Origin of the sequence: Rahnella sp. JUb53 (genome assembly GCF_004346065.1) — a bacterium.
Taxonomy (GTDB): Bacteria; Pseudomonadota; Gammaproteobacteria; order Enterobacterales; family Enterobacteriaceae; genus Rahnella; species Rahnella variigena.
Genome location: NZ_SLYT01000002.1, coordinates 127,599 through 153,057, shown reverse-complemented (window position 1 = coordinate 153,057; position 25,459 = coordinate 127,599). Strand labels below are relative to the sequence as shown.

Here is a 25,459-nt window from a genome sequence, read left to right as displayed (position 1 = left end):
ATTCATGATATTTCTCCTGTTAAAGTTTATTAGGAAATGTTTATTTCCTAAATGGCAAAAAAATTTTAATCGAGGATTTTTAGCGCCAGTTCCAGCGTGGAGTCAGCATCCGGATTGTTTTCAACTTTGCCGGCAACACGCATTCCCAGCACGATATAAAGCATCAGGGTTGACGCGGCTTGTGCATCAATGGCCGTTGAGACTGAACCGTCACGTTGCCCCAGTTCGATCAACGAAATCAGGAACGCTTTATTGCGGGTAATCGCCTGACGAACCAGCCCGGCAACTTCATCATCGAAGGTCAGTAACTCAACAGTGCCGGCGACAACCAGACAACCGCGGCGGCCTTCAATTTCATGCGAAGATTTAAGGTAAAAGCGCAGCACCTGGGCAATACGTTCGCGCCCGGTCGTGACGCTCTCAATCTGCTGGCGCAGCTGGGCATTGCGCAGTGAGGTATAGCGCTCAAAAACGTTGAGAAACAGAGTTCGTTTATCAGTGAAAGCCTTGTAGATGCTGCCCGCCGTCAGGTTCATCGCCCGACTCAGGTCGCTGACAGATGCGGCATGAAAGCCTTTCTCACGAAATACCGTCATGGCGTTATCCAGCGCCAGACTGGTGTCGAACTCACGCGGGCGTCCGCGTTCTCTGGAAGGGGAAGGTTGCACAGGAGTCGCCACCATTAGGAAACGTTAATTTCCTAATGGTGGCACTGCGTCGAGGAACCGGCAAGCTATTTTTCTAAAGCTTGCAGAATTGACGCAAAACGGGTGTTTATTTGTGACTGTTTGCCAGCAAAAAGTTACCAGCGTAACTTACGGCCAGAATATTCCACGAAATGATGGCCGCCCTTACCGGATAAGGCTTCAAACTGATCAACAATACCGGTGGTACTTTCTTCAATCGTCAGGGTGGCATTTTCACCGCCCATATCAGTTTTCACCCAGCCCGGATGGACGGAAAGCAGTGTCACTTCCTGTTTTTCGGTCTGTTGCTGCAAACCACGGGTCAGCATATTCAGCGCGGCTTTGCTGGCAGAATAAAGCGGATAGGTCGCCACTTCGTTCTCATTGAGACTGGAAAGCTCAGACGTCATCAGCGCCAGCACACCGGTGCGGTGGTTTAGCAGCGGCAACAATTCGGCGGCGCAGCGTACAGGGGAGATAGTGTTAGTCAAAAACAGCTGAAGAATTTCGTCATCGCTGGCCTGATGAATATCCTGATGATCCGGACCGAACACGCCTGCATTCACAAAAATCAAATCAAAATGGCTCGCGGAGAGCGCGTCTTTTACCGCCTCCCTCGCTTCGGATTTATTGATGTCCAGTTTTACCCATTCAACTGACGCGGGGCTTTTACCAGGTACGGCATCACGCGTGGTAGCAGTCACCTGCCAGCCGCGCTTTGTGAGTACGTCCACCACACCTAAACCGATACCGCGCGATGCGCCGATGATCAATGCTTTCTTAGAGTCAGTCATATTCATCCTTATGTAATCAATGCGTTAACATCAGTTTATTTTTTTCATTAAATCCGTAAATCTGCTTCGTATTAATTGCAGTATGAGCCTGTAACGTTTGGGCAACAATGGGCTGGAGTCTGATTTTCCCTGTCGGCAGAGGCGCCTGATGATGAATCAGGGTTTCATTGCAAGCGCTAGTGCATGAGGCGGTAAGTCTTTACTATAGGAGCAGATGAAGTATTCATGTTGTTTCCAACAGACAGGCAAAGGTGAATAAAAGCATGATCGCCATAAAATGGTTTAGCCTCGTATTTGTCCTCGTTTTACTGCTGTCTTTTGGATACAGCTATGCAAAAGCCTCGCAAACCCGTGAAGAACCCGCAGGGCAGAGTTGGTCTACGGCGCGGCGGGATTCCGCCGGAATTGCGCCGGATCCAGCCAAACTCAAAAGTACCGCCATTGTGCAGATTTATGCTGCACCGACCTATGGCTGGCGCGGACTGGTCGCTGTACACCCGTGGATCATATTCAAGCGGGAAGGGGAAACACAGTTTACCCGTTATGACGTCATCAGCTGGGGCAGTACCAATGTGGTTCGCCGTAATTATGCTATTCCGGATGGCTACTGGTTTGGTTCGCAGCCACGTTTGCTGGTGGATCACCGTGGCGCGCAGGCGCAGATGATGATCCCAAAAATTGAAGCTGCCATTAAAAGTTACCCGTATCCGCACACTTATCACGCCTGGCCGGGACCAAACAGCAACACGTTTATGGCGCATATTGGCCGTGAAGTGCCGGAACTTGAACTGGATATGCCGCCTAACGCCATCGGTAAGGATTATCGCGGAATCACTAATCCGATTGGGTTGCCGCCTTCCGGGCGTGGTGTTCAGGTATCGTTGCTTGGGCTTCTGGGCGTTACGCTGGGCGTGGAAGAAGGTCTTGAAGTTAATGTGCTGGGGCTGAACCTGGGTATCGATGTCAAAAACCCGGCGTTGCGTTTGCCGTTTGTCGGGCGTGTCGGATTTGATAATCCGGGGAAAGCAGAGCTTTAATTAGAGACTTAAGCGGCATTTCGACAAAAAAGGCCCGCCATTTCTGGCAGGCCTTTTGTCTTTCACGAGGCGCTTACTTCACGCACTTCGCACAGGTGCTTGCATGGATTTGCTGGAAGAAATCGTTGCCTTTGTCATCCACCAGAATGAACGCCGGGAAGTCTTCGACTTCGATTTTCCAGATGGCTTCCATACCCAGTTCAGGATATTCCACACATTCCAGGCTCTTGATACTTTGCTGAGCCAGAACTGCTGCCGGGCCGCCGATGCTGCCGAGATAGAAACCGCCGTGTTTATGGCACGCGTCGGTCACCTGCTGGCTACGGTTACCTTTTGCCAGCATGATCATGCTGCCGCCGTTGGATTGCAGAAGATCCACGTAGGAATCCATGCGGCCAGCGGTGGTCGGGCCGAGAGAACCGGAAGCGTAACCTTCAGGGGTTTTCGCCGGGCCTGCGTAGTAAATCGGATGATCTTTAATGTACTGCGGCAAACCTTCGCCGTTATCCAGGCGCTCTTTCAGTTTGGCGTGCGCAATATCACGACCAACAATAATCGTACCGCTCAGGGAAAGGCGGGTTGATACCGGATATTCAGAAAGCTGCGCGAGGATTTCTTTCATCGGACGGTTCAGGTCAACCTTCACCACACCGGCTTCGCCCTGCTGACGCAACGCTTCAGGAATGTACTTGCCTGGATTTTCTTCCAGTTTCTCGATCCAGATACCGTTGCGGTTGATTTTGGCTTTGATGTTACGGTCTGCGGAGCAGGAGACGCCCATACCGACCGGACATGACGCGCCGTGACGTGGCAGACGCACTACGCGGATATCGTGGGCAAAGTATTTGCCACCGAACTGTGCGCCCAGGCCAAGATTGTTGGCTTCAGCCAGCAGTTCCTGTTCCAGATTGACGTCGCGGAATGCCTGACCGTGTTCGTTACCTTCAGTTGGCAGACCGTCGTAGTAATGGGTGGACGCCAGTTTCACCGTTTTCAGCGTCGCTTCAGCGGAAGTTCCGCCAATCACGAACGCGATATGGTACGGCGGACAGGCTGCTGTACCCAGCGTGCGCATTTTCTCAACCAGATAATCTTTCAGTTTAGCCGGCGTGATCAGCGCTTTGGTTTCCTGATACAGATAGGTCTTGTTCGCTGAACCACCGCCTTTGGCGATGCACAGGAATTTGTACTCGTCGCCATCGACACTGTAGAGATCGATTTGCGCAGGCAGGTTGGTGCCGGTGTTCACTTCTTTGTACATATCCAGCGCGGCGTTTTGGGAATAGCGCAGGTTATCTTCAATGAAGGTGTTGTACACGCCCTGAGACAGGCTGGCTTCGTCGCCGCCGCCGGTCCAGACGCGCTGGCCTTTTTTACCCATGATGATGGCAGTACCGGTGTCCTGACAGGTTGGCAGGATACCTTTGGCCGCGATTTCAGAGTTACGCAGGAATTGCAGCGCGACATATTTGTCGTTTTCGCTTGATTCCGGGTCATGAAGAATAGAGGCCACTTGTTGCTGATGCGCAGGGCGCAGCATGAAAGAGGCATCGTGGAACGCCTGCTGGGCCAAAAGGGTCAGCGCCTGCGGTTCCACTTTTAACACTTCTTCGCCATCGAAGGTGCTGACAGATACGTGATCTTTGGTCAGCAGGTAGTATTCGGTGTCATCTTTAGAAACGGGGAAGGGATTTTGATAATAGAACGGTTTGTTCGACATTGTTTTCTCACTTTTTCCGTTTTTGCCGCCACGGATGGGACTGTTGACTCGGTATAGCAGAGGTATTCGGGGCGACGTTTATATTCGTTCTGTATGTTGCCAGCCAAGTACACAGGCTGGCAACGGGGTTTATATGTTTTCTTTCAGTAAATGCTCTGTTAATGCTTTGTGGGTGATTTTATCGCCACAATCAGAACATCATCACCATCCACGGATAACCGATTACCAGTAAAGCAATCAGGAAGATGGCACCAAAGATTGTCCCGAGACGCCAGTAATCTTTGGTTGGCAGATAACCGCTGCCGTAATAAATCGGGCTTGGACCGGTACCGTAAGGTGTGATGATCCCCATAACGCCCAGAGACGTCACCATCAGCAGACAGAATACCTGCATATTAATACCCGGAATGGCGGCACCAATAGTCAGCATAGCCGGTAACAGCGCGGTAGTGTGCGCCGTGGTGCTGGCGAACAGGTAATGGAGCAAATAAAACGCCAGCAGCAGGGCAATCGTCGCTGCACCCGGGGAAATACCGCCCATCAGTGCCGCGCCTTCTTTACCCAGCCAGGCGATGAAACCGGTGCGGGATAAGCCGTCGGCCAGTGCCACCAGCGTAGCGAACCAGGCAAAGGTGTTCCAGGCGGGTTTGTTGCTGGTGATGTCGTTCCAGTTAAGAACCCCGGTCCACAGCATCAGCACCACGACCAGCAGTGCGGCCATCGCCGGTTCAATGAAGCTGGCTGCGAAAATCCACATTGCCAGCGCACAGCACACGAATACCAGCAGCAGGATTTCATGACGGGACATTTTGCCCAGTTTCGCCAGTTCAGCTGTCGCCCAGCGAGGTACTTCGTCATTGATTTTCACTTCCGGCGGGTAGAACCAGTACGCCAGCAGCGGCATGGTCAGCAGAAGCAACAGACCGACCGGCAGGAAGGCGATGAACCAGGTGCCCCAGGAAATGTTGATACCGGTTACGCTGTTCACGATGCCCAGCGCCAGCAGGTTTGGTGCCAGTGCAGACAGGAACATGGAACTGGTGATACAGGCTGCGGTAATCGCCACCCACATCAGGTAAGAACCAATTTTACGTGCGCTCGGGTCATTCGGTTTTGAACCGTACAACGGCGGCAGGTTGGCAATGATCGGGTAGATTGTGCCGCCGCTGCGCGCGGTGTTGGAAGGCGTAAACGGTGCCAGTAATAAGTCAGCGAAGGTGATGGCGTAACCGAGCGTCAGGCTGCGGCGACCCAGATATTTCACCAGGATCAGCGCCAGACGGCGGCCAAACTGGGTTTTATCGTAGCCGGCAGCAAACATGAACGCGCCGAAGATTAGCCAGACCGTGGAGTTACCAAAACCACTGACGGCCCATTTGAAGGACTGTGCTGCGGTTTTGAATTTAGGATCCGCCAGCTCAGCCGGGCTGAACAACAACCACTGGCTGAACAGGGCGATGACCACTACACCGGTTAAGCCGATAACGGCTCCCGGCAATGGTTCGAAGATCAGGCCAACAATGACGCCCACGAAGATGGCGAAGAAATGCCATGCATAAGGTTCAAGCCCGGCAGGCACCGGAACCAGCAGCAGCAACACCGACACCAGCACGGGAAGTACCATAAAGATCCAGCGATTTTTTTTGCCGGGTTCGGCTTTTTTCGCTGGCTCTTTCACCGCAGTTTTTGTTATTTCGCTCATAATATTTATCTTAGGTAGTTAGGAATATTGTGATGATGCATAGGTAAGATGTTGTCTTGTTTTTTTAGTTACTTAATATTTTCTTTAGTTATTTAATAGTGGCATGTTCATTGCCTCATTATTGTTATTTTCGTCTGATAACTCTTATTCCCCGTAAGAGGGAGGAAATGTTTATATAATGCGATTTCCCTATTTTTAACTGTTGATCTTGATCAAGAAAATACGGGGCTAAATTGTTTTTTAAATCGAATAAAACCAAAGAACAGGCTTTATCTGATTAATTATGGCGAGACAGGAGGGCGACATCGTTTGCGGGAAGTATTCTGGAAGTGTTCGGGGAGTAGATCAGCAAAAATGGAGTAGGGCAAATGAGAGGCATTCACAGTGTTGAGCTTCATCCGCGGGCCGTCTTCAGGCTTTCATGCGCCACTTGTCAGCGGCTGAACTTCATGATCTGCCGGAGGATAAGGGCGGCAGGATGTAATAATATTCTCATCAGTTAAATACAATTACGCCCGTAGTTTACAGGAATGTGATTATTTAATTTGTTAGTTAACATATTTTTAATATAACAGGCATTAAGTTAATAGATAAATAGTTAATTAACTAATGTTAGAGGTTTAGAAAGTAAAAATAAAACTATATTAATAAGCATGATTCCGGCTTTGAAATAATACAACGAATAATAAATAAACATTTCAACACGCTTCACAAAAATAGCGCGCCGGTGACGAATTCAGATTTAAAACCTTAAAGTTTGGAGTCACTATTATGAGCAACAACAATCTGCTATTGAGCCCGTTTACTTTACCGAATGGCACTGTGCTGAAAAATCGCATTCTGATGGCGCCAATGACCACCTGCACCGGCTTTTATGACGGCACCGTCACCAGCGAACTGGTTGAATACTACCGTGCCCGCGCCGGCAGCATCGGTACGGTGATTGTTGAATGCTGTTTTATAGATGACAAAGGCCTGGCATTCCCGGGCGCCATCGGTATCGACAACGACGCTAAAATCGACGGACTGGCGAAAATCGCTGCTGCAGTGAAATCTCAGGGTTCAAAAGCCGTTCTGCAGATTTATCACGGCGGCCGCATGAGTGAGCCAAAACTGATTGGCGGCCAGCAGCCTGTCGCGCCAAGTGCATTAGCAGCACCGCGTGAAGGTGCAGCCACACCTGTCGCGCTGACCGCAGAAGAAGTCGACGGCATGATCGCCAAATTTGGTGAAGGCGTGCGTCGTGCCATTGAAGCCGGTTTCGACGGCGTAGAAATCCACGGTGCCAATACCTATCTTATCCAGCAATTCTTCTCTCCGAATTCCAACCAGCGTGACGACAAATGGGGCGGCAGCCGTGAAAACCGCGCACGTTTCCCGCTGGCGGTGCTGGATATTACTCATGAAATGGCGAAGAAATACGCCGACGACTCTTTCATTATTGGTTACCGTTTCTCTCCGGAAGAGCTGGAAGAACCGGGTATCCGTTTTGCCGACACCATGTACCTGCTGGAACAACTGGCGGCGCGCGGTCTGGATTACCTGCATTTCTCCCTCGGTTACTCGCTGCGCCCTTCCATTGTCGATACCACGGATTCGACACCGCTGATCGACAAATACGTCGCAATGCGTTCCGACACACTGGCAAAAATTCCGGTGATGGGCGTGGGCGGCATCGTCAATAAATCCGATGCGGATATGGCGCTGGAACACGGCTACGACATGATTGCTATCGGTAAAGCGTGTATCGCCTATCCGGACTGGGCTGACCGTATCGCCGCCGATCAGAAACTCGATCTGTTCATCGACAGCACACAACGCGAAGCGCTGACCATTCCTGAGCCGCTGTGGCGTTTCTCGCTGGTGGACGCGATGATCCGCGACATGAGCATGACGTCGAAGAAATTTAAAGCCGGTGTGTTCCAGGAAAAAGTGCAGGATCCTGCACACGAACTGGCGATCAGCGTCAGTCTGGAAACCGACCGCATTGCGGATATCGCGCTGGAAGCAGGTGCGGATCTGGATGTGGAATTCACCACCAGTTTTGAAATCATCCGTACCCGGATTCTGGACGCCAACAGCCCGCACGTTGATGCGGTGACTGGCGCGACCGAACAGAGCGAAGCGGTGAAAAAAGCGGTATCCAAAGCGATCGCTAAATCGTGCAAGGCTCAGTTACTGGAAGAGGGTGGCAGTCTGAATGAGCCACAAAACTACGACGTTGTAGTGGTGGGCAGCGGCGGCGCAGGTCTGGCGGCGGCAATTCAGGCGTGTGACGAAGGGGCGAAAGTCCTGATTGTTGAGAAAATGTCTACCATTGGCGGTAACACCATCAAAGCGTCGGTTGGTATGAACGCCGCAGAAACCCGCTACCAGAAACTGAAAGGCATCGAAGACAGCAAAGAGCTGTTCTATCAGGAAACCCTGAAAGGCGGCCAGTTCAAAAACAATACTGTGTTGCTGAAAGAGTTCATCGAACGTGCGCCGCAGGCGGTGGAATGGCTGGCGGAGCACAATATTGAACTGAGCGACATCACCATTACCGGCGGGATGAGTATCGATCGTACGCACCGTCCGGCGGATCGCAGCGCAGTTGGCGGCTTCCTGATCAGCGGCCTGGTGAAGAATCTCAACAAACGCAACATCGACGTCATGCTCGACACTTCTGTCACTGAAATCCGATATGCCGATGGCGCGGTGCAGGGTGTGAATCTGCTCAATGATGAAAACGAAGTGCTGGTGGTTAACGCCAAAAGCGTCATTGTCGCTACCGGTGGTTTCAGCGCCAACCGCGACATGGTCGTGAAATACCGCCCAGAGCTGGACGGTTTCGTCACCACCAACCACAAAGGCGCGACCGGCAGCGGTATCGCTATTTTGCAAGATATCGGCGCAGGCACAGTTGATATGGGTGAAATCCAGATCCACCCGACCGTGGAACAAACGACGTCTTATCTGATTTCAGAAGCCATTCGCGGCGGCGGTGCGATTCTGGTCAGCCAGGCAGGCAAACGCTTCTTCAATGAAATGGAAACCCGCGACAAAGTCTCGGCGAACATTATCGCGCTGCCGGAGAAATTTGCTTACGTGGTGTTTGATGAGCAGGTGCGTCTGAATAATAAAGCGGCTGACGAATACATCGCCAAAGGCTTTGTGATCAGCGGAAATTCGCCACGCGAACTGGCGGCAAAACTGGAGATGAACTCAGACGCCTTTCTGGCGACGCTGGAAAGCTATAACGTGGCCGTTGATAAGCAGGATGACGTGGAATTTGGTCGCCGCACCGCGCTGCGCCACCCAATCAACCAGGGGCCATTCTATGCAATCCGTATCGCGCCGGGCGTGCATCACACCATGGGCGGTGTGACCATCAACACCGACACTTGTGTGCTCGATGCGCAGCAACAGGTACTCGGCGGCGCATTTGCGGCGGGTGAAGTGGTCGGCGGCATTCACGGCGGTAACCGTATCGGCGGTAACGCCGTTGCAGATATCATTATCTTCGGTATCCTTGCAGGACAAAACGCCGCGAAATTCGCGATGCGGTAACCGTTATCACGCAAGGTAATACAATGACGCCAGACGATCGTGTTTATGCTTATTCCGCTGTTTTAATGGGTTCGCCCATTCTTCTCAAGCTGTTTGAACATAACGAGAGTCTGGCGTCTGGCGTTTTCAGGCTGATTAAACATCAGGAAAACACCTTCACGGTGAATCGCCCGCATTCCGATATCATGGCGATCAATCATGCCGCCGGACGTGACCCTGTCACTGTCAGCGCGCCGGTCTTTGATTTGATCCGCCGCGCTAAAGCCATCAGTTGTCTGCCAGACAGCAGTTTCAATTTCACTATCGGCCCGCTGGTTAAACGCTGGAAAATCGGTTTTAGCGGTCACAGCATTCCGGCGGCTCAGGATCTCCAGACGTTACTTGCGCTGACAAATCCCGAAGATGTGATCCTCGATGAACAAACCCGTTCGGTGTTTCTGCAACAGGCAGGAATGGAAATTGACCTCGGCGCGATTGCTAAAGGTTATATCGCCGATGTGGTGCGTGATTATCTGCGTGAACAGCAGGTTGAGAACGCGTTAATCAATCTGGGCGGGAACGTACAGACGCTGGGTGCCGGTGCAGAAGGGGCGTGGGCAATTGGCCTGAAAAAACCGTTTTCCGAGCCGGACACGCTGATTGGGGTAATCAACGTTATCGGTAAATCGGTCGTGACATCTGGTATTTACGAACGTTATTTCGAGCTGGAGGGTCACTGTTATCACCATATTCTCGATCCGAAAACCGGCTATCCGCTGGATAACGAACTGCTCAGCGTAACCATTATTTCAGAAGATTCGATAGACGGGGATATCTGGACAACGTTGCTGTACGGAATGGGCGTGGAGAAAAGTCTGGCGTATCTTGAGCAGATCCCGCACATCGAGGCGATTTTTGTCACCCGCGACGGGCAAATTATTTTGTCATCGCAGCGGCAGTTTACCTTCACACCGCTGGATGACAGTTACCGGATCACGACTTACTGACAATACTGTTTTAACAGCGAATAGTGATCGGCCTGTAAACGGTAGCGGTAAACCGGGCGGCCGGTGACACCGTAGTGAATGCTGGTAAACAGAATGTTCATCTGCGCCAGCCAGATCAGGTATTTACGGCACGATACCCGCGAAATATTCACCGAACTGGCCAGTTCATCCGTGGAGAATTCCATAGTCGGATGAGCATCAATCCACTGACACAACGTGCGGAGTGTTTGTGGCGTTAAACCTTTCGGCAGCTTTTTGGTGTCCGCAGCGGCAGGATTACTGCCGTGGATCAACCGGTCAACGTCAGACTGCTCGTAATACTGCTGATTATCCATCAGCGTTTTTTTCTGCTGCCAGCCGGTCAGTGCTTCCTCAAAACGGGAAAACTGGAACGGTTTGATCAGATAATCCACCACGCCATAATTCAGCGACTTCTTAATGGTTTCCGCATCAGCGGCTGAGGAAATCACAATCACGTCGATTGGCCGGCGGGCGTTGCGCAGTTCAGGCAGTAAATCCAGCCCGTTATCCTGCTGCATATAAACGTCGAGCAAAATCAGATCGATAGACAGCTCTGAATTCAGAACCAGATCTTTCGCCTGTTGCAGCGTCGATGCTGTGCCGCAGCACGTAAAACCTTCTATCTGGCCAACATAACAGCGGTTCAGCTCTGCTACCATGGCGTCGTCGTCAACTATCAGCACATTGATCAAGAACTTGTCCTCTCCGCATCCCAGGGAAGTTGTACAAAAAATTGGGTGTAAACGTCAGGCTCTGATTCGACATTAATCGAACCGCCCAGGCTTTCGACCTGCTGTTTAGCCAGGAACAGGCCCATACCGCGTTGATCGCCTTTTGACGACACCCCTTTTTCAAAAATGGTTTCAATATTTTCCGGCTGAATGCCCGGACCATCGTCACTCACGATGCACGCCAGCTGTCCGTTCTGATAATGCAGCAACACGCTGACTTCACCATCATGCTGCTCGCCGAGCGCATCCAGCGCGTTTTCAATCAGATTGCCGAGCACGGTGATCAACGCAGCCACCTGATCTTCATTATTGTTGTCCGGCAACAGGCTGTCATCGCTGAGCGTCAGCAAATGCCGGGTATCAGATGCGCGGTTAATTTTGCTCAGCAGGAAACCGGCAATCACCGGAGACTTGATTTTCAGCAGCAGCGAACCGATTTCCGCCTGATAATTATTGGCTGTTTTGAGGATGTAATCTTCAAGTTGCGCGTAACTTTTCATGTGCAGCAATCCGAGGATCACGTGCAGTTTGTTCATAAACTCATGCGATCTTTCACGCAACGAATCGGCATAGTCTACCATGCCGCTGAGGCGCTGCATTAACTGGCTGACCTCGGTTTTATCCCTGAAGGTACAGATAGCGCCAATAATGACGCCATTATTGCGTACCGGCACCGTGTTGCTGAGCAGTAAACGGCCTTTGAAATTGATCTCTTCGTCACGGCGCGGCACACCGGTATTCACCACGTCCCGCAGATTGGCGATCAGCGGCAGAGTGCTTTCATCCGGTGTCACGTCTTTAGCGGTTTCCTGAAATATTTGCCGGGCAGTCTGGTTGATCAGCGTGACATGCGCCAGATCGTCTACGGCGATTACGCCTTCTTTGATCGACTGCAACATCGCCTGACGCTGTTCGAACAGCGTCGAAATTTCATAAGGTTCCAGCCCGAACAGGATGCGTTTGAGCATTCTCACCAGACAATACGTGCCAAGTGCGCCGACAATGATGCCGAACAGCACCGTCCACAGAATACTCCAGCGGCTCTTGTTGATTTGCTCGGTGACTTTGACCAGCGAAATCCCGATGGCGACCACGCCGATTTGTTTGTGATTGTTGTCGTAGACCGGCGTGAAAACCCGCAGCGCTTCATCAAGCGTGCCTTTATTGATCGAGACGTTCTCTTTGCCGAGCAGTGCCGGATTGATGTCATCGCCGATAAAATGATGACTGATCACATCCGCATTCGGATGCGAATAACGGATGCCGTCCATATTGGTGACCACGATAAACAGCAGATCGTTACGTTTTTGGACGGAGCTGGCGATCGGCTGAATGATATTGCTGTCAGGCGGCAGAAGCAGGGCGCGTTTGGTTTCCGGCAGATCCGCCATGGTGCGGGCCACGGCCAGTGCTTTATCTTTCACGCCGTCGCGGGTGGTATCGCTGACCTGCACAAAATAAAGCATATGCACAACCAGTAACACGGAAGCAATCACCGCGCTGACCATCAGAATGACAGATGTGCTGAGTTTCATGGGGTGCTTGCGCACGGGATGGCGTTGCTGCGAGTCGCTCATGGGAGCCCCGGAGAGAAGAGAGCCAAATGCTCATTGATGATTTTGACAGTTCGCGTTGTTCGTCCGGCGGTCTGGCGTTGAACACTGCATGAACCATCCCTGTTCACGCATAATGATATGACTATTTGTCTGATATTTCCGCTATTTAATACTTTCAAAAGTGAATCAGACGGCCATTAAAAAAGGCCTGAATCTCTTCAGGCCTTATCTTTATATTTCTTTTCCAGATCACTGGAAGTAAATATCACCGTTTTCGGCTTTGAGGATTTTGCCGTCGGTATCGGTGATCAGCGCGTAGCTGCCGCCGATATAAGTCCAGTGGCTGCCTGCATCCGGGGCAGGCAAATGACGTTCCTGCCAGCCGACGATTTCGTAAGGCTTGGTACGATACAGCGCCGGAACCTGGTCGCCAATCGCATACAGTTTGGAATCATCGTAGAACGATTTGATTTCATGCGAGTTTGACGCGGCAAACGCCGTATTGGCCAGAGGTAACACTGAAGAAACAACCAGAGCAGATAACATAACAATTTTAAAATGACGCATAGATTATCCCGTTTAAAACCATCAACTTAATGCGTGCCTCGGTGATATGCTGCCAGTCCATTGTATGAGTCATAAAGCCAAAGCCTGTGCTTTTTCTGTAGGACAGGATAATAACGAGAAAGTGTCCGGATGACGGGGCGTTTTTTTGTGTCGAAATGCAAATGATTTCAGAACTGTCCGTTAGTGCAAACGGCCGTCGAAATTTCTTCTAGCCTTATAATTCACTCATTTTTCAAATAAGGAATGTTGATGAGCAATCAAAAAACGATTCCCGACTCACTCAATGCGCCACATGTGGACGCTTTCCCGACACCGCCGTTCGAACGCCAGAAACAACCGTTTCCCGGACTCGCCAGCAAAATGAAACCGGTTCCCGATCACGGCGAGAAGACCTATAAAGGCAGCGGGCGGCTGAAAGGGCGTAAAGCGCTGATCACCGGCGGTGATTCCGGCATAGGCCGCGCAGTGGCGATTGCGTTCGCCAGAGAAGGCGCCCAAGTGGCGATCAATTATCTGCCTGACGAAGAGCCGGACGCGAAAGAAGTAGTTGAATTGCTTGCAGGTGAAGGGCTGAAAGTGGTGACGCTTCCGGGCGACATCCGCGATGAAAAATTCTGTCAGCAACTGGTGAACGACGCTGCAGAAAAACTCGGAGGGCTGGATTTGCTGGTCAATAATGCCGGTCGCCAGCAGTTCTGCGATTCGATTAAAGATCTGACCACCGAAGCGTTTGATGCCACCTTCAAAACCAACGTTTATGCCATGTTCTGGATAACCAAAGCAGCACTGGAATTTATCCCGCGCGGCGGTTCGATTATCAACACTTCCTCGGTTCAGGCATTCTTACCGAGCGATAATCTGCTCGATTATTCTCAGACCAAGGCGTCTATCGTGGCGTTCACCAAAGGTCTGGCTAAACAACTGGCGCCTGAGGGCATCCGCGTGAATTCAGTTGCGCCGGGCCCGTACTGGACGGCGTTGCAGGTTTGCGGCGGTCAGCCTCAGGAAAAAGTCGAATCGTTCGGTGAACAGGCTCCGCTGAAGCGTCCGGGACAACCTGCGGAAATCGCGGGAATGTATGTGACGCTGGCTTCGCAGGAAAGCAGCTACGCCTCTGGCCAGGTCTGGTGCTCAGACGGCGGAACCGGCACGTTATAGTTTTCATTCGCTGCGATGACAGAAAAAGTCACCGGCGTCTGCCGGTGACGTCGTGGTTTGATGGGAGCAATCTGCGGATTATTCCTATTTGTCATCACGCAAGCAAAGTCGCCTCGCGGACAATGTAAAGGCAGCTATGATTGATTCATCTGTACCACGCTACAGATAACCACTGCATTTAATCCTTGTGTCTGTCTATGATTGCCCGCCGTCGTGCGGGCTTTTTTTTGTGGAATTTCTGACCAGTTAACGGAAAAATGCCACTTTCCGTTTGAAAACCCTGAGTTTTACTATGGACAATGAGAATTATCTAATTATGCTATATTTAACTTAAATATTTATTCTTATTGCCGGACCCGTCACATGCCAGATATCAGGATTGTCTGCGAACAATGCGGCTCAGACCGCTTCGTCGCCAGCGCAAATACACCTTTCGCTGAACAGGTGAATGCTATTATCTGCGCAGTCTGTTCGCATCCGGTCAGGGTGGATGAAGTCGTCATTTTCAGAGAAGGGACCTATATCAGCGGGATCTACGACAACTTCCCCGCTGGCATACCACGAATGAATGATTTCGATATCTGACGTTATAATCCCCGTGCGGCCCATTCCTCCGGCGTCAGCGTTTTGACATCAAACTGGTCACGTGTACGGGTGTAAGTGTGACCGCCCATTCTTCCGATGGCATCCATTATCTGCTGGTCGATGTGCAGATTCGACGGGTCAACCGCATCGCTGCGGACATACACACCAAGCACTTCACCGAGAATAATTTCACGCGCCGGTCCCACCTGAAGTGTGGTGTGACGACGGCATTCCAGCGCCGCCGGTGCCGCGAGAATGCGGGGACTTCTGACCATCAGCCCTGGCGTGGTATCCAGCCCCGCTTCTTTAAGTTCATCTACCTCCGGTCCGAATTTAATGGCACAGATTTCCATCTGACTGACCAGTGCATCATCGACGATATGAACCGTAAATTCGCCGGTTTCACGGATATTGCGCGCGGTATCTTTAAAACGCATATCGGAATAATTTTCTACGCCTATCGCCACAATCGCGGGGTCATGCGTCAGGACATTAAAAAAACTGAAGGGCCCGGCATTCGGTATTCCGTCCTGGCTGACGGTCGTGACCAGCGCGACAGGACGTGGGATCACCGTGCCGATGAGGATTTTGTACCGCTCACGTTCCGTCAGCCGTGCAAAATCAAAATGAGTGTGCGAAGAAGGTCGGGTCATATCAGTTTCCTGCCGTAACGCGATGGGTTTCAAGTGGCGTGTGGCGGCTCAGATTTTCAAAACCGTCTTTAGTGACAACGTAACAATCACCGATATTACAACCCGCGGACAGCGGCTCAAGCCACTGAGTATGCAGGACAAACACCATGCCTTCTTCCAGTGTGTCGTAATTATGCGACGAAATATTAAAGCTGTTCTGCGCACCGGCCATGCCGACGGAATGCCCGAGATTGGGATTGTGCGGGCCATGCGTCGCCGGATAAACATGCATCAGCTTGCGCCCCTGTGCTTCCCAGTCGATATCCTGCACATACTGATGCGGTATCAGCCGCGCGTTGCCATCCGGCATCGGAGCCCAGTTATAGGGCATGGTCCGCGCCTCCGGTGAGGTCAGCATGCCGCGCTCAATCAGCGGACCGAAGGCGGCATTGTTGATATCACGCATTAATGCACCAGGACGGATCAGCTTTTCAGCACGTTTCACACCTTCGGTACAGGCGGCGAGTACGTCTTCCTGATGCGGTGTGATGTCGCCGACCGCAATCATTCTGGCCGTTTGCGCGGTATAACCCCGGCATGTCACGTTGGAAATATACAAATTGATCAGATCGCCCGGACGGACAACATGGCCGTAAGGTTTGCCGCAATGCGTGCCAAACTCGTTGATACCAATCTGATACCCGTCGCCGGTTTCGCCTCCTGCTGCCAGCTGAGCAAAAGAAAACGCCGCATAAATTTCATGATCTGTCACACCCGGTCTGGCGACATGGTAGGCGGCCTGTGTCCCGAGGCTGATCATCTGCGCCGCGCCACGGAATAACGCAATCTCACGCGGTGAACGGACTTTTTGCAGACGATCCAGAATGGCGTTATCGGCCACGTATTTGCATTTTGGCGTCAGCGATCCGAGTGCCGCCCAGAAGGTCAGGGAGGTACGGTCACCGATTATGCCAATCTGCGCGGCGGTCAGTGCGAAACGGGCAAGTACCTGCGCACATTTTTCCGCTGTTTTAATCACTGAATCGCCCGGACGGTCGGCGTACTCGCGCCCGATTGGCCCGATTTGCCAGATTTCATCCACCAGCACCGGTTCGCCACCCGGCGGCAGCAGCACGGATTGCGTGAAGAACGAGAGCAATACCAGCGGCTGATGCGAATCCGTGGGGATGATCAATACACCTTCGCGCATCCAGTCGCAGATATAGCGCAGATACGCATTCGACGCATGGAACCAGCCGACGCTGCCGGCGTGAACCACGATAGCATCGTGTCCGGCTTCGACCGCCTGACGGCGGATTTTACGCAGACGTTCTTCGAACTCTTCCACTGGCAGAGGAAGCGGGGCGGTGAAATCGAAATCTGGCTGAAAATCCGCCAGCAACTGTCCGATGCGGGAGCCGTTGGCCATCGTCGCATGAGTGTTCATAGGGTCTTCCTTACATCAAAAAAAGAGTCAGTGAGTTATGAGTTTTCAGGGGCAGGACGCGGTGCCAGAACCCGACGGGCAACCAGCAGGCCGAGTAATGTGACGGCGATGAGGATCCCGGAAATAGCCGCCACACGCACATCCAGCGATTCTTCAATCAGCGCAAACATGCGCAGAGGCAGTACCGTAGTTTTGGCATCCGCAAGGAACAGCGAAACCGACACGTTGTCGAGCGACTGGATAAACACCAGAAACGCGCCGGCCAGTATCCCCGGCAGCAACAGCGGTAACGTGACGCGGCGCAGCGTCATAAACCAGCTGGCGCCCATGGTGGTAGAGGCTTCTGCCAGCGAAGGGTTGATCCCCTGCGCAACTACCGACGCCGCGCGGTACATCAGCGGGCCAAATACCACTACATGCCCGATCACCGTAAGCCACAGCGACGGCTGAAAGCCGATGAAGTTCGCCACAATCAGCGCCGCCAGCCCGTAAACCAGACTCGGCAATACCAGTGGCGCGAGCAGCAGCGGCTCGATAGTGCTGACGCTGCGGCGCTTCATACGGGTCATGCCGATAGTGGCGGGAACCGCGAACAGCAAGGCACCAAGCACGGCCAGACCGGCGATTTTCAGCGAGTTCCACGCTGCGGTCTGCTCTGTGGCAGAACGCACCGGATCCAGCAACGCTTCGTACCAGCGCAATGAAAAGCCCTGCGGCGGGTATTTCAGCGTCTGGCCGGAGGTAAACGACATCATCAGCGCGATGACAATCGGTGCCACCAGATAGATGACGCACAGCGTGCCGAAGCCATACACGAACAGTTTGTAGAGCAGCGCCGGAAGCGGATTTTCTCGTGTTTTAAGCATGACCGACCAGTCTCCTGTGGCGTGAAATCATGGTGAGCGCCACCAGCAGGCAGCCCGTGGAGAGCAACAGAACCACGGCGATGGCCGAGGCCAGCGGCCAGTCGAACAGCGTACCGACTTCACGGTAAATCAGCTGCGGGACGTATACATTTCGCGCGCCGCCGATTACCGCCTGAGTGACGAAAGAGCTGCTGGTGCTGGCAAAAACCAGGATCCAGCCCGCCAGCAGACCCGGCAACATCAGCGGCAGCAGCACGGTCACCAGAATGCGCCACGGCCCGGCACCTGATACCTGCGCCGCTTCGGTAAGCTGATACGGCGTACGGGAGAGAATGGCAATCAGCGGCAAAATGATCAGCGGCAGATCAATCTGACACATCGCCATTACCAGCCCGAGTTCGGTAAACATCAGGCTGACCGGCATACCGGTAATGCCCATCGCCATCAGCGCCTCGCTGATCGGCCCCTGACGCCCGAGGATCACAATCCAGGCAAACGTGCGCACCACGTTGCTGGTCAGCATCGGAATGAGGGTCAGGAAAATCAGGATCTGCCGCAGATTGCGTCCGCCATGCCAGTAAAGCAGGGCAATCGGAATGCCCAGCAGAGTGGTGCCGATAACCGTTTCGATACCGAGCCGCGCAGTGTTGACCAGTACGCGGAAATTAAACGCATCCCCGAAGAAACGGGCGTAATGATCCAGCGTCATTCCGCCGTTGCCGGTAAAGCTGAAACCGACCAGCACGGCAAGTGGCGTCGCGAAAAATGCCAAGGAAAGCAATAACATCGGTACGACGTAAGGGAAGCCGCTCTGCTTCATCATTCCACCTCAGCCTGCAACCAGTGTGTCGAACTGGCGGATCCAGTCATCACGGTTTTTGTTAATTTCTGCCCAGTCCGGATAGACCAGGGTTTTAAGCTGTTCGCGGGTGACATAGGCGGAAATCGCCGGGGTCAGTGCCACGTTTTTGTTGGTCGGGAACATCTCGGTCGGCGGCTGTTCCAGTTGCTGCTGTGCAGACTGGGAAATGGCGGCATCCATATAGGCGTAGGCGGCGTCGAGATTTTTGCTGCCTTTGGTCAGATGAATATTGACCGGTGCGGCCGGAGAGCCGGTTTCCGGATGCACGAATTCCGCATTGAGGCCGAGGCTTTTCAGGCGCGCCACGTTGCTGGTGCTGCACATAAACACCGCGATTTCGCCCTGCTGGAACAGCGTCATCTGATGGTTGGTGCTGTCCACCACGCCTTTGAGTTGCTCAGGATGTTCCTTGAAAAGCTTAAACACGGCGGCCATATCCGCAGGCCCATTGCCGTAAATTTTGGCGATTTCGGTGTAGGCCATCACGGCGGTATTCGAGGCAAAACCGGTCCAGGACACCAGCCCTTTGTAAGCCGGATTTTCAAACAAATCGCGATACCCTTTTGGTCGCGGCACCAGATCCGGGTTATAGGCGATACCGTTCACTTCCACGGTTACGGTCGGGCCGTATTCGCCCTGGAAGGAAGGATCGAGCAGGTCCCAGTTTTTCAGTCTGGACGGGTCAATTTTCTGGATAAGATCGTTCTGAACCGCAATCGTCATTTGCCCCGGCGACATCAGCAAGGTGTCATAAGGCGGATTCCCTGGGCTGGCCATGATTTTTGCCAGCTGATCCTGCGCCATGGCAGGTGCGATGGTCAGGTCAAAGCCTTGTTTTTTCAGTACCGGTGTAAGAACGTTGCGATAGGCATCTTCCCAGTTTCCGGGGAAGGTGGCCGCGACTGCACTGCCGCCGGTAGCTGCACTCGCAGCACGTAACGGAAAAGGCAGCATTGTGGAGGCTGCAACACCTGCCATGAGATAACCGAACCGGCGACGACTGATTTCAAAGTCTTTCATAAAGCTCACCTCTGTTTATTCACTGATGAATTCCGGTTCAGCCGGAAAGGCATGACACCTTGCGGTATCGATTTCTGCGAAAAGTTGTGACCCTGGTTCAGGGATGAACGTCGACGGACCTCTGACTTCGGACGCGCGCAGGCTGGTTCCGTCTTCCAGAATCAGGTCGTGAACCAGCGAGGGGCCGAGCGGCACCGAGACGGTCATCCGTGCGGGTTGGGTGTTTTCACCCGGCAGCGCGGATAAACGCACTTCTTCCGGACGGAAGGTAATGGTGACACGAGAACCCAGGGTGAAATTAAGACGGCGCGGCAGGCGAAGCTGCCGGTTATCCGCCAGGCCGATGACGGTGGTGTCGAGTTCAAAACGCAGCACCGTACCGTGCAGCAAATTGGCCTGCCCGATGAAAGTGTTCACGAACAGTGTCTTCGGACGGTCATACACGGTCATCGGCGTATCAATTTGTTCGACGTTGCCTTTGTTCATCAGCACCAGACGGTTTGCCAGACTTTGCGCTTCTTCCTGATCGTGAGTGACGATCAATGTGGTGATGCCTAGCGTTTTTTGCAGATGCAACAGCTCCACCTGAAGATCGAAACGCAATGCACGATCCAGCGCGCCAAAAGGCTCATCGAGCAGCAGAAGTGAAGGACGACCGGCGATAGCACGGGCGACGGCCACACGCTGTTGCTGTCCGCCGGATAGTTCGCGCGGCAGCCGGTTGCCGAAATCATTCAGCCTGACCAGTGACAGCATTTCTTCCACACGCTGCTTACGGGCGGCACGGGAAATCCGCTGACAGGCCAGCGGATAGGCGATGTTCTCGGCAACAGTCAGGTGCGGGAATAACGCATAGTTCTGGAACACCATACCGATCCCCCGGCCTCTGGCTGACACATCGGCCAGATCCTGATCACCGAGCACGATCTTGCCGTTCTTCGGCTGGATCAGACCGGCGATAGCCCGCAGCACGGTGGATTTGCCACAGCCGCTCGGCCCCAGCAACGCCACAATCTCGCCTGCTTCTATTGAAAATGACACATCACTGATGGCGTTCTTTCCACCGTAACTGTGAGTCAGGCCGTGAACGTTCAGGCGTTTGCTTTCAGTGGTGTTTTGCATGTCTGGCATATGGCTTCCCGGATCTGAGTCGTGTGCTTGAAAAAGAAATAGCAAACGGCGTGCCAGAATCGAATGCGCCCATGAGGTTAAAATTCAACCCATTGAAAAACAGACGTTAAATAGCAATTTCGACTTGCGCATACAGATGTTTATAAAAATAAAGCGTGATATTCGTATGTTTAATCACCCTGCTGTTACGCCATGATGGTGCATTGTGTTAACCATTTTGGTGCGAATGTTGTTATTTTAATTCGCAATAACTTTCGAAAATGGTTGCGAATATATGGAGTTGATTTTAAATGTATGATATTTCGGATTTTTTAGGCTTGCCCCGCCGTGATCCTCTGTCATGGCATGTGATTTGCACTGTTAGGATGAATCTTTAATTCCTCTTTTTGGCAGCCACAAGCTGCGGAGTCATTTATGAAATTAGGCATCGACGGACAGAAACTCCCTGAAGTTAAGAAACGCGGACCGCTGGGCAGCCTCGACCATGTCAGGGAACTGGGTCTGGAAGGGATATTTTTCAGTACCGTACTGGATATGAGCCCGACGCTGGATGCGGGAATGCTGCGGGAAATCCGGGCTAAAGCAGACGAATTAGGTCTTTATCTGGAAAGTGGTCTGGGGAAAATCAATCCTTATTGCAGCGCAGAAGCCCCGGAATTACGGGCGATTGGCGATGGCGATATTATTGCGGGTTTCACACGAATGATCGAAGCCAGCGCAGCGATAGGTTGCCGCGAGATGTGGGTATCACCCGGTAATTTTAAAGGCGAGTATCGCGGACGTCTGGCAGTCGATCGTTTTCGAACCGATGTCACCTGGGACGAACAGTTGCAGGCTATGGGCAACGTGCTGCAAAAGCTGGCGCCGGTGGCGCGGGCGCATGGCGTACATATGAATATTGAGACGCATGACGAGATCACGTCTTTTGAAATCCTGCGTCTGATTGAAAGAGTGGGTGAAGACTGTGTCGGCGCGGTGCTGGATACCGCCAATATGTTGCAGCGCGGCGAGCATCCGGTGATGGCGGCGCAGCGGCTGGCGCCTTATATCCGGCAGACGCACATTAAAGATGCCTGGGTCGGTCGCGCGTCCGGCGGTCTGGATTTCCAGCCCCGTGCCTGCGGTCAGGGTGTGGTGGATTTTGCGGCGATTTTACCGATACTCGCTAAGGCCAATCCTGACCTGAATCTGTCGCTGGAAATTAATCAGTCAACCGACGACAAACGCCGCCAGCCTAATCCGCGCCAGTGTATTCAGATTGATGATCCGATCTGGCGTGCCGGTCATCCGGATCTGAATACGACGGAGCTTGAACTCTATTTTGCCATGCTTGATGAAGGCGAAAAGCGCGTTGCTTCAGGTGAAATCCCGGACTGGGAAGGATTTGAAAGTGCACAGTACGGTTATCCGACCTATGAAAATCAGTCTTACGGCTTTGATGCCGCGACGCGGTTTATTCAGGACTCTGCACGCCATATCCGCGCTATCTGCGAACAGAAAGGCATAATATTAGCCTGAAGCCTGGGGATTAAGAGGTTCTGTGCAAATATTGCCACAAGCTTATTCAGCATTTGCGCAGAAACATTCTTAACGAGATACTTAAACCCGCAATGACCGGAGCGCCTTTGTCCGGCATAAGGTATGACTGAGCGTAAATCTGGAGACAACAATGAAGAAAACGCGCGCGCAAAGCGCCAGGACAGCGCCGGTCACGGCCAGTGCGGCCGATAATAACGACGATGTTTCCGAGCGGATCCGTGCCACGCTGGCAGCGGCGATTGGTGAAGGGGCGTTAAAACCGGGCACCAAAATTCTCGAAGAGGCGATTGCCGAACATTTTGGTGTCAGCCGCACGGTGGTGCGTGGCGCGCTGGGCGTACTGGAAAGCGACCATCTGCTTGAGCGCAAAAGAAATCGTGGCACGTTTGTCGCAGAACCCGGTATTGAGCAGGCCAGAAACCTGTTTGAAGCACGGCGTAAAATCGAAGCCCTTCTGCTGGAGCTGGTGGTGGAAAGGGCGACTTCCGAACAGCTGGAAGCACTGGAAAAGCTGGCGGATGAGGAAGAGCACATCCATCATCATGGCGATGAAAAATCGAAAACCGTGCTTTCCGGCAAATTCCACATCGTGCTGGCGGAAATCGCCGGGAATCCTGTGCTGACCGAAATGCTGGCGAAGATTGTCGCGCGGCTCTCGCTGGTGATGTCTTTGTACGAAGAAGAGCATAAGGACGATTGCGGTGCGGATCATCACCGAATGATTGTGGCGGCCATCAAAGAGAAAGACCTGACCAAAGCGCAGCAGCTGATGGACCACCATCTTGCCGACATCGAAGGGCGCGTGCGCTTAACCGAAGGCCACGGCGACCGGCATACGTTTCTGTCCGTTCTGGAAAATTTCTCGTGATGAAACCGTCCGCTTAGCGGCATTCATTCCGGCAGCATTCTTCAACTTTACTAATCTATTACAGGTAGCCCTGTCGGCTGTCGCGCCATTTCTGGCGCTGACAGCTTTGGATTAGTCAAAGGAGAAGGACATGCAAACGCATTCGAATTCGACGGGCCGTGGAATTGCCACGGCGTTGTACGAACTGTTAAACCCCATTCCTCTTGGTTTTTTTGTCGCCGCCTGGATTTTCGACATTCTCTATATGAAAACCTTTATCACCATGTGGACCGATGCGGCGAACTGGTTGATTGTACTGGGGCTTTTCACCGCTGTTATTCCTCGTCTTATCAATCTGGTCCAGGTCTGGACAGGTCCTGAATCTATCGCTGACAGCGCGCGTAAACTGCACTTTTGGCTGAACCTGCTGGCAATCGTGCTGGCGATTTTCAATGCCTTTATTCACAGCCGTGATGCTTATGCGGTTGTCCCGGCGGGCGTCATTCTTTCGACGCTGGTGGTGGTGCTTTTGCTTCTGGCCAATGTCCAGCTGGCATTACGCCTTCCGGTTGCAGGAGGGGCGATACGATGAAAAATTATCAACGTTTATTGTCCGCCTGTGTGCTTGCCGGGCTGCTCAGCAGCTGTGATAACAGTTCGCAAATTGATCCGAAAAAACAAACCGGGGCAGATCCTGAACTGCCAAAAGCGCAGAATTTCCTGATGCCGCCAATGAAAGTGCCGGAAGGTATTCCCTGGAAAAGCGGCGAAATGCCGAAAGTTGCCGACGGACTGAAAATCGAGAAAATCGCTGAAGGGTTGAAACATCCCCGTCAGGTTTACGTGCTGCCCAATAACGATGTGCTGGTGGCGGAATCGAATGGTCCGGCCAAAAAACTCATCTTCCGTCCGAAAGAGCTGATTATGGGCATGGTGCAGAAGTCTTCAGGTAAAGGCGGCGAGGGCGGCAACCGCATTACGTTGCTGCGTAATACCGGCGGCAAATGGGAGAAACATACGTTTATCGCACAGGTAAACTCTCCCTTTGGCATTCAGCTGACCGGAAACACGCTGTGGATTGCGAGCGCCGACAGCCTGATAAAATATCCCTATCAGACAGGTGAAACAGAGATTACCGCGCCTGGTGAAGTGGTGACGCAGTTGCCGGGCGGTCCGATTAACCATCACTGGACGAAATCCCTGCTGGCCAGTCCGGATGGCAGCAAACTGTACGTCGGCGTCGGTTCGAACAGTAATATCACCGAGAATGGCATCGGGGCAGAAGACCGGCGTGCGGCGATACTGGAAGTGGATGCTGCAACCGGGGCCAGCCGCATTTTTGCCAGCGGATTACGCAATCCGACCGGCCTGCAATGGGAACCGCAGAGTGGGAAACTCTGGGCGGTGGTGAATGAGCGCGATGAAATTGGCTCTGATCTGGTACCGGATTACATGACGTCGGTACAGGAGCACGGTTTCTACGGCTGGCCATACAGTTATTACGGCCAGCACGTTGATGAACGGGTCAAACCTCCGCGTCCGGATCTGGTAGAGAAAGCGATCAAGCCTGATTATGCCATCAGCTCACACGTCGCGCCCCTTGGATTGCTGTTCTATACCGGCGAAAACATGCCGCAATATCGCGATGGTGCCTTCGTCAGCGAGCACGGCAGCTGGAACCGTAAACCGCTGAACGGCTATCAGGTGATGTGGGTGAAATTCGAAAAGGGTAAACCGGTGGGGCTGCCGCAACCTGTGGTGACGGGTTTCCTGACTGACGATCAAAAACAAGTTCGCGGTCTTCCTGTCGGGCTGGCGATGGACAAACAGGGCGGCGTACTGATCGCCGACGATGCGGGCAACGTCGTCTGGCGGGTAAGTAAGGCGCAGTAACATCCTGCTCAGGAATGCGGGCAGGAAGCCTGCATTCCTTCATCCAAACTTCCCATTCTCCCTAAACTCAAATTAATAATTTGTTACGCAATAAAAATGAACCTTCTCGCGACAATACCAATGCTAATAA

Annotated in this window: 22 protein-coding genes; 9 read left to right on the top strand and 13 right to left on the bottom strand. The window is 52.7% G+C overall.

Translation table 11 applies throughout. The features are described from left to right. Window positions 1–65: 65 nt before the first annotated feature. Complete coding sequence (locus tag EC840_RS05230) at window positions 66–683, bottom strand: TetR/AcrR family transcriptional regulator (protein ID WP_132964224.1); 618 nt, start codon at window positions 681–683, stop codon at window positions 66–68. A 119-nt stretch (window positions 684–802) separates the two neighbouring features. Beyond that, window positions 803–1,480: an SDR family oxidoreductase gene (locus EC840_RS05225; RefSeq protein ID WP_113877323.1), complete on the bottom strand. Its 678-nt coding sequence runs from the start codon at window positions 1,478–1,480 to the stop codon at window positions 803–805. Between the two features lie 263 nt (window positions 1,481–1,743). Between EC840_RS05225 and EC840_RS05220 the strand changes: the two genes are divergently transcribed. Beyond that, window positions 1,744–2,517: a DUF3750 domain-containing protein gene (locus EC840_RS05220; protein ID WP_132964222.1), complete on the top strand. Its 774-nt coding sequence runs from the start codon at window positions 1,744–1,746 to the stop codon at window positions 2,515–2,517. Between the two features lie 73 nt (window positions 2,518–2,590). Here the strand turns inward: EC840_RS05220 and fumA are convergent, their stop codons facing one another. Further along, entirely contained in the window at window positions 2,591–4,237 is a 1,647-nt protein-coding gene (gene fumA, locus EC840_RS05215) for a class I fumarate hydratase FumA (RefSeq protein WP_132964220.1), read from the bottom strand. A gap of 190 nt (window positions 4,238–4,427) precedes the next feature. Then, window positions 4,428–5,939, bottom strand: coding sequence for an anion permease (locus EC840_RS05210; protein WP_113877326.1), 1,512 nt, complete (start codon window positions 5,937–5,939; stop codon window positions 4,428–4,430). 771 nt (window positions 5,940–6,710) lie between these two features. Between EC840_RS05210 and EC840_RS05205 the strand changes: the two genes are divergently transcribed. After that, complete coding sequence (locus EC840_RS05205) at window positions 6,711–9,488, top strand: flavocytochrome c (RefSeq protein ID WP_132964218.1); 2,778 nt, start codon at window positions 6,711–6,713, stop codon at window positions 9,486–9,488. Between the two features lie 23 nt (window positions 9,489–9,511). Then, complete coding sequence (locus tag EC840_RS05200; RefSeq protein ID WP_113877328.1) at window positions 9,512–10,474, top strand: FAD:protein FMN transferase; 963 nt, start codon at window positions 9,512–9,514, stop codon at window positions 10,472–10,474. Here the strand turns inward: EC840_RS05200 and dcuR are convergent. The 3 genes from dcuR to EC840_RS05185 all read right to left on the bottom strand — a co-directional run bounded on the left by dcuR (window position 10,468) and on the right by EC840_RS05185 (window position 13,349). After that, entirely contained in the window at window positions 10,468–11,187 is a 720-nt protein-coding gene (dcuR, locus tag EC840_RS05195) for a two-component system response regulator DcuR (RefSeq protein WP_112286620.1), read from the bottom strand. The two genes, EC840_RS05200 and dcuR, sit on opposite strands and share 7 nt — an antisense overlap. Next, entirely contained in the window at window positions 11,184–12,803 is a 1,620-nt protein-coding gene (locus EC840_RS05190) for a sensor histidine kinase (RefSeq protein ID WP_132964216.1), read from the bottom strand. Before EC840_RS05190 ends, dcuR begins: the two co-directional genes overlap by 4 nt. 228 nt (window positions 12,804–13,031) lie before the next feature. Then, window positions 13,032–13,349, bottom strand: coding sequence for an RcnB family protein (locus EC840_RS05185; RefSeq protein ID WP_112286626.1), 318 nt, complete (start codon window positions 13,347–13,349; stop codon window positions 13,032–13,034). A gap of 249 nt (window positions 13,350–13,598) precedes the next feature. Here EC840_RS05185 and EC840_RS05180 point away from each other — a divergent pair, with 249 nt between their 5' ends. Continuing rightward, complete coding sequence (locus tag EC840_RS05180; RefSeq protein ID WP_113877334.1) at window positions 13,599–14,507, top strand: SDR family oxidoreductase; 909 nt, start codon at window positions 13,599–13,601, stop codon at window positions 14,505–14,507. Window positions 14,508–14,870: 363 nt separating this feature from the next. Then, window positions 14,871–15,092 (top strand): hypothetical protein, encoded by a 222-nt coding sequence (locus EC840_RS05175; RefSeq protein WP_112286628.1) that lies wholly within the window; start codon window positions 14,871–14,873, stop codon window positions 15,090–15,092. A 2-nt stretch (window positions 15,093–15,094) separates the two neighbouring features. On the opposite strand, the gene EC840_RS05170 is transcribed toward EC840_RS05175, so the two are convergent. The 6 genes from EC840_RS05170 to EC840_RS05145 are packed head-to-tail and all read right to left on the bottom strand — an operon-like array spanning window position 15,095 to window position 21,050. Further along, entirely contained in the window at window positions 15,095–15,745 is a 651-nt protein-coding gene (locus EC840_RS05170; protein WP_129640012.1) for a flavin reductase family protein, read from the bottom strand. Between the two features lies 1 nt (window position 15,746). After that, complete coding sequence (locus tag EC840_RS05165; protein ID WP_132964214.1) at window positions 15,747–17,171, bottom strand: Xaa-Pro peptidase family protein; 1,425 nt, start codon at window positions 17,169–17,171, stop codon at window positions 15,747–15,749. Between the two features lie 35 nt (window positions 17,172–17,206). Further along, window positions 17,207–18,037 (bottom strand): ABC transporter permease, encoded by an 831-nt coding sequence (locus EC840_RS05160; protein WP_113877337.1) that lies wholly within the window; start codon window positions 18,035–18,037, stop codon window positions 17,207–17,209. Further along, complete coding sequence (locus EC840_RS05155; RefSeq protein WP_243701018.1) at window positions 18,030–18,860, bottom strand: ABC transporter permease; 831 nt, start codon at window positions 18,858–18,860, stop codon at window positions 18,030–18,032. Before EC840_RS05155 ends, EC840_RS05160 begins: the two co-directional genes overlap by 8 nt. A gap of 6 nt (window positions 18,861–18,866) precedes the next feature. Then, window positions 18,867–19,919, bottom strand: a complete 1,053-nt coding sequence (locus tag EC840_RS05150; RefSeq protein WP_113877338.1) for an extracellular solute-binding protein — start codon at window positions 19,917–19,919, stop codon at window positions 18,867–18,869. A gap of 15 nt (window positions 19,920–19,934) precedes the next feature. Beyond that, entirely contained in the window at window positions 19,935–21,050 is a 1,116-nt protein-coding gene (locus tag EC840_RS05145; RefSeq protein WP_112286633.1) for an ABC transporter ATP-binding protein, read from the bottom strand. 414 nt (window positions 21,051–21,464) lie between these two features. Here EC840_RS05145 and EC840_RS05140 point away from each other — a divergent pair, with 414 nt between their 5' ends. The 4 genes from EC840_RS05140 (at window position 21,465) to EC840_RS05125 (ending at window position 25,329) form a co-directional block, all read left to right on the top strand. Continuing rightward, the gene (locus EC840_RS05140) at window positions 21,465–22,568 is read left to right on the top strand and encodes a sugar phosphate isomerase/epimerase family protein (protein ID WP_132964212.1); all 1,104 of its coding nucleotides are present in this window, start codon (window positions 21,465–21,467) and stop codon (window positions 22,566–22,568) included. Window positions 22,569–22,719: 151 nt separating this feature from the next. Continuing rightward, the gene (locus EC840_RS05135) at window positions 22,720–23,457 is read left to right on the top strand and encodes a GntR family transcriptional regulator (protein ID WP_132964210.1); all 738 of its coding nucleotides are present in this window, start codon (window positions 22,720–22,722) and stop codon (window positions 23,455–23,457) included. A 130-nt stretch (window positions 23,458–23,587) separates the two neighbouring features. After that, window positions 23,588–24,028: a DUF2231 domain-containing protein gene (locus EC840_RS05130; RefSeq protein ID WP_132964208.1), complete on the top strand. Its 441-nt coding sequence runs from the start codon at window positions 23,588–23,590 to the stop codon at window positions 24,026–24,028. Continuing rightward, window positions 24,025–25,329 carry a sorbosone dehydrogenase family protein gene (locus tag EC840_RS05125; RefSeq protein WP_129640019.1) on the top strand — a complete coding sequence of 435 codons (1,305 nt, stop codon included), beginning with the start codon at window positions 24,025–24,027 and terminating at the stop codon, window positions 25,327–25,329. The genes EC840_RS05130 and EC840_RS05125 overlap by 4 nt, the downstream gene beginning before the upstream one ends. The last annotated feature ends 130 nt before the right edge of the window (window positions 25,330–25,459 follow it).

Coding starts and splice junctions, on each gene's coding strand:
- EC840_RS05230 (WP_132964224.1), bottom strand. CDS start 683: ATGGTGGCGACTCCTGTGCAACCTTCCCCTTCCAGAGAACGCGGACGC.
- EC840_RS05225 (WP_113877323.1), bottom strand. CDS start 1,480: ATGACTGACTCTAAGAAAGCATTGATCATCGGCGCATCGCGCGGTATC.
- EC840_RS05220 (WP_132964222.1), top strand. CDS start 1,744: ATGATCGCCATAAAATGGTTTAGCCTCGTATTTGTCCTCGTTTTACTG.
- fumA (WP_132964220.1), bottom strand. CDS start 4,237: ATGTCGAACAAACCGTTCTATTATCAAAATCCCTTCCCCGTTTCTAAA.
- EC840_RS05210 (WP_113877326.1), bottom strand. CDS start 5,939: ATGAGCGAAATAACAAAAACTGCGGTGAAAGAGCCAGCGAAAAAAGCC.
- EC840_RS05205 (WP_132964218.1), top strand. CDS start 6,711: ATGAGCAACAACAATCTGCTATTGAGCCCGTTTACTTTACCGAATGGC.
- EC840_RS05200 (WP_113877328.1), top strand. CDS start 9,512: ATGACGCCAGACGATCGTGTTTATGCTTATTCCGCTGTTTTAATGGGT.
- EC840_RS05190 (WP_132964216.1), bottom strand. CDS start 12,803: ATGAGCGACTCGCAGCAACGCCATCCCGTGCGCAAGCACCCCATGAAA.
- EC840_RS05185 (WP_112286626.1), bottom strand. CDS start 13,349: ATGCGTCATTTTAAAATTGTTATGTTATCTGCTCTGGTTGTTTCTTCA.
- EC840_RS05180 (WP_113877334.1), top strand. CDS start 13,599: ATGAGCAATCAAAAAACGATTCCCGACTCACTCAATGCGCCACATGTG.
- EC840_RS05175 (WP_112286628.1), top strand. CDS start 14,871: ATGCCAGATATCAGGATTGTCTGCGAACAATGCGGCTCAGACCGCTTC.
- EC840_RS05170 (WP_129640012.1), bottom strand. CDS start 15,745: ATGACCCGACCTTCTTCGCACACTCATTTTGATTTTGCACGGCTGACG.
- EC840_RS05165 (WP_132964214.1), bottom strand. CDS start 17,171: ATGAACACTCATGCGACGATGGCCAACGGCTCCCGCATCGGACAGTTG.
- EC840_RS05160 (WP_113877337.1), bottom strand. CDS start 18,037: ATGCTTAAAACACGAGAAAATCCGCTTCCGGCGCTGCTCTACAAACTG.
- EC840_RS05155 (WP_243701018.1), bottom strand. CDS start 18,860: ATGATGAAGCAGAGCGGCTTCCCTTACGTCGTACCGATGTTATTGCTT.
- EC840_RS05150 (WP_113877338.1), bottom strand. CDS start 19,919: ATGAAAGACTTTGAAATCAGTCGTCGCCGGTTCGGTTATCTCATGGCA.
- EC840_RS05145 (WP_112286633.1), bottom strand. CDS start 21,050: ATGCCAGACATGCAAAACACCACTGAAAGCAAACGCCTGAACGTTCAC.
- EC840_RS05140 (WP_132964212.1), top strand. CDS start 21,465: ATGAAATTAGGCATCGACGGACAGAAACTCCCTGAAGTTAAGAAACGC.
- EC840_RS05135 (WP_132964210.1), top strand. CDS start 22,720: ATGAAGAAAACGCGCGCGCAAAGCGCCAGGACAGCGCCGGTCACGGCC.
- EC840_RS05130 (WP_132964208.1), top strand. CDS start 23,588: ATGCAAACGCATTCGAATTCGACGGGCCGTGGAATTGCCACGGCGTTG.
- EC840_RS05125 (WP_129640019.1), top strand. CDS start 24,025: ATGAAAAATTATCAACGTTTATTGTCCGCCTGTGTGCTTGCCGGGCTG.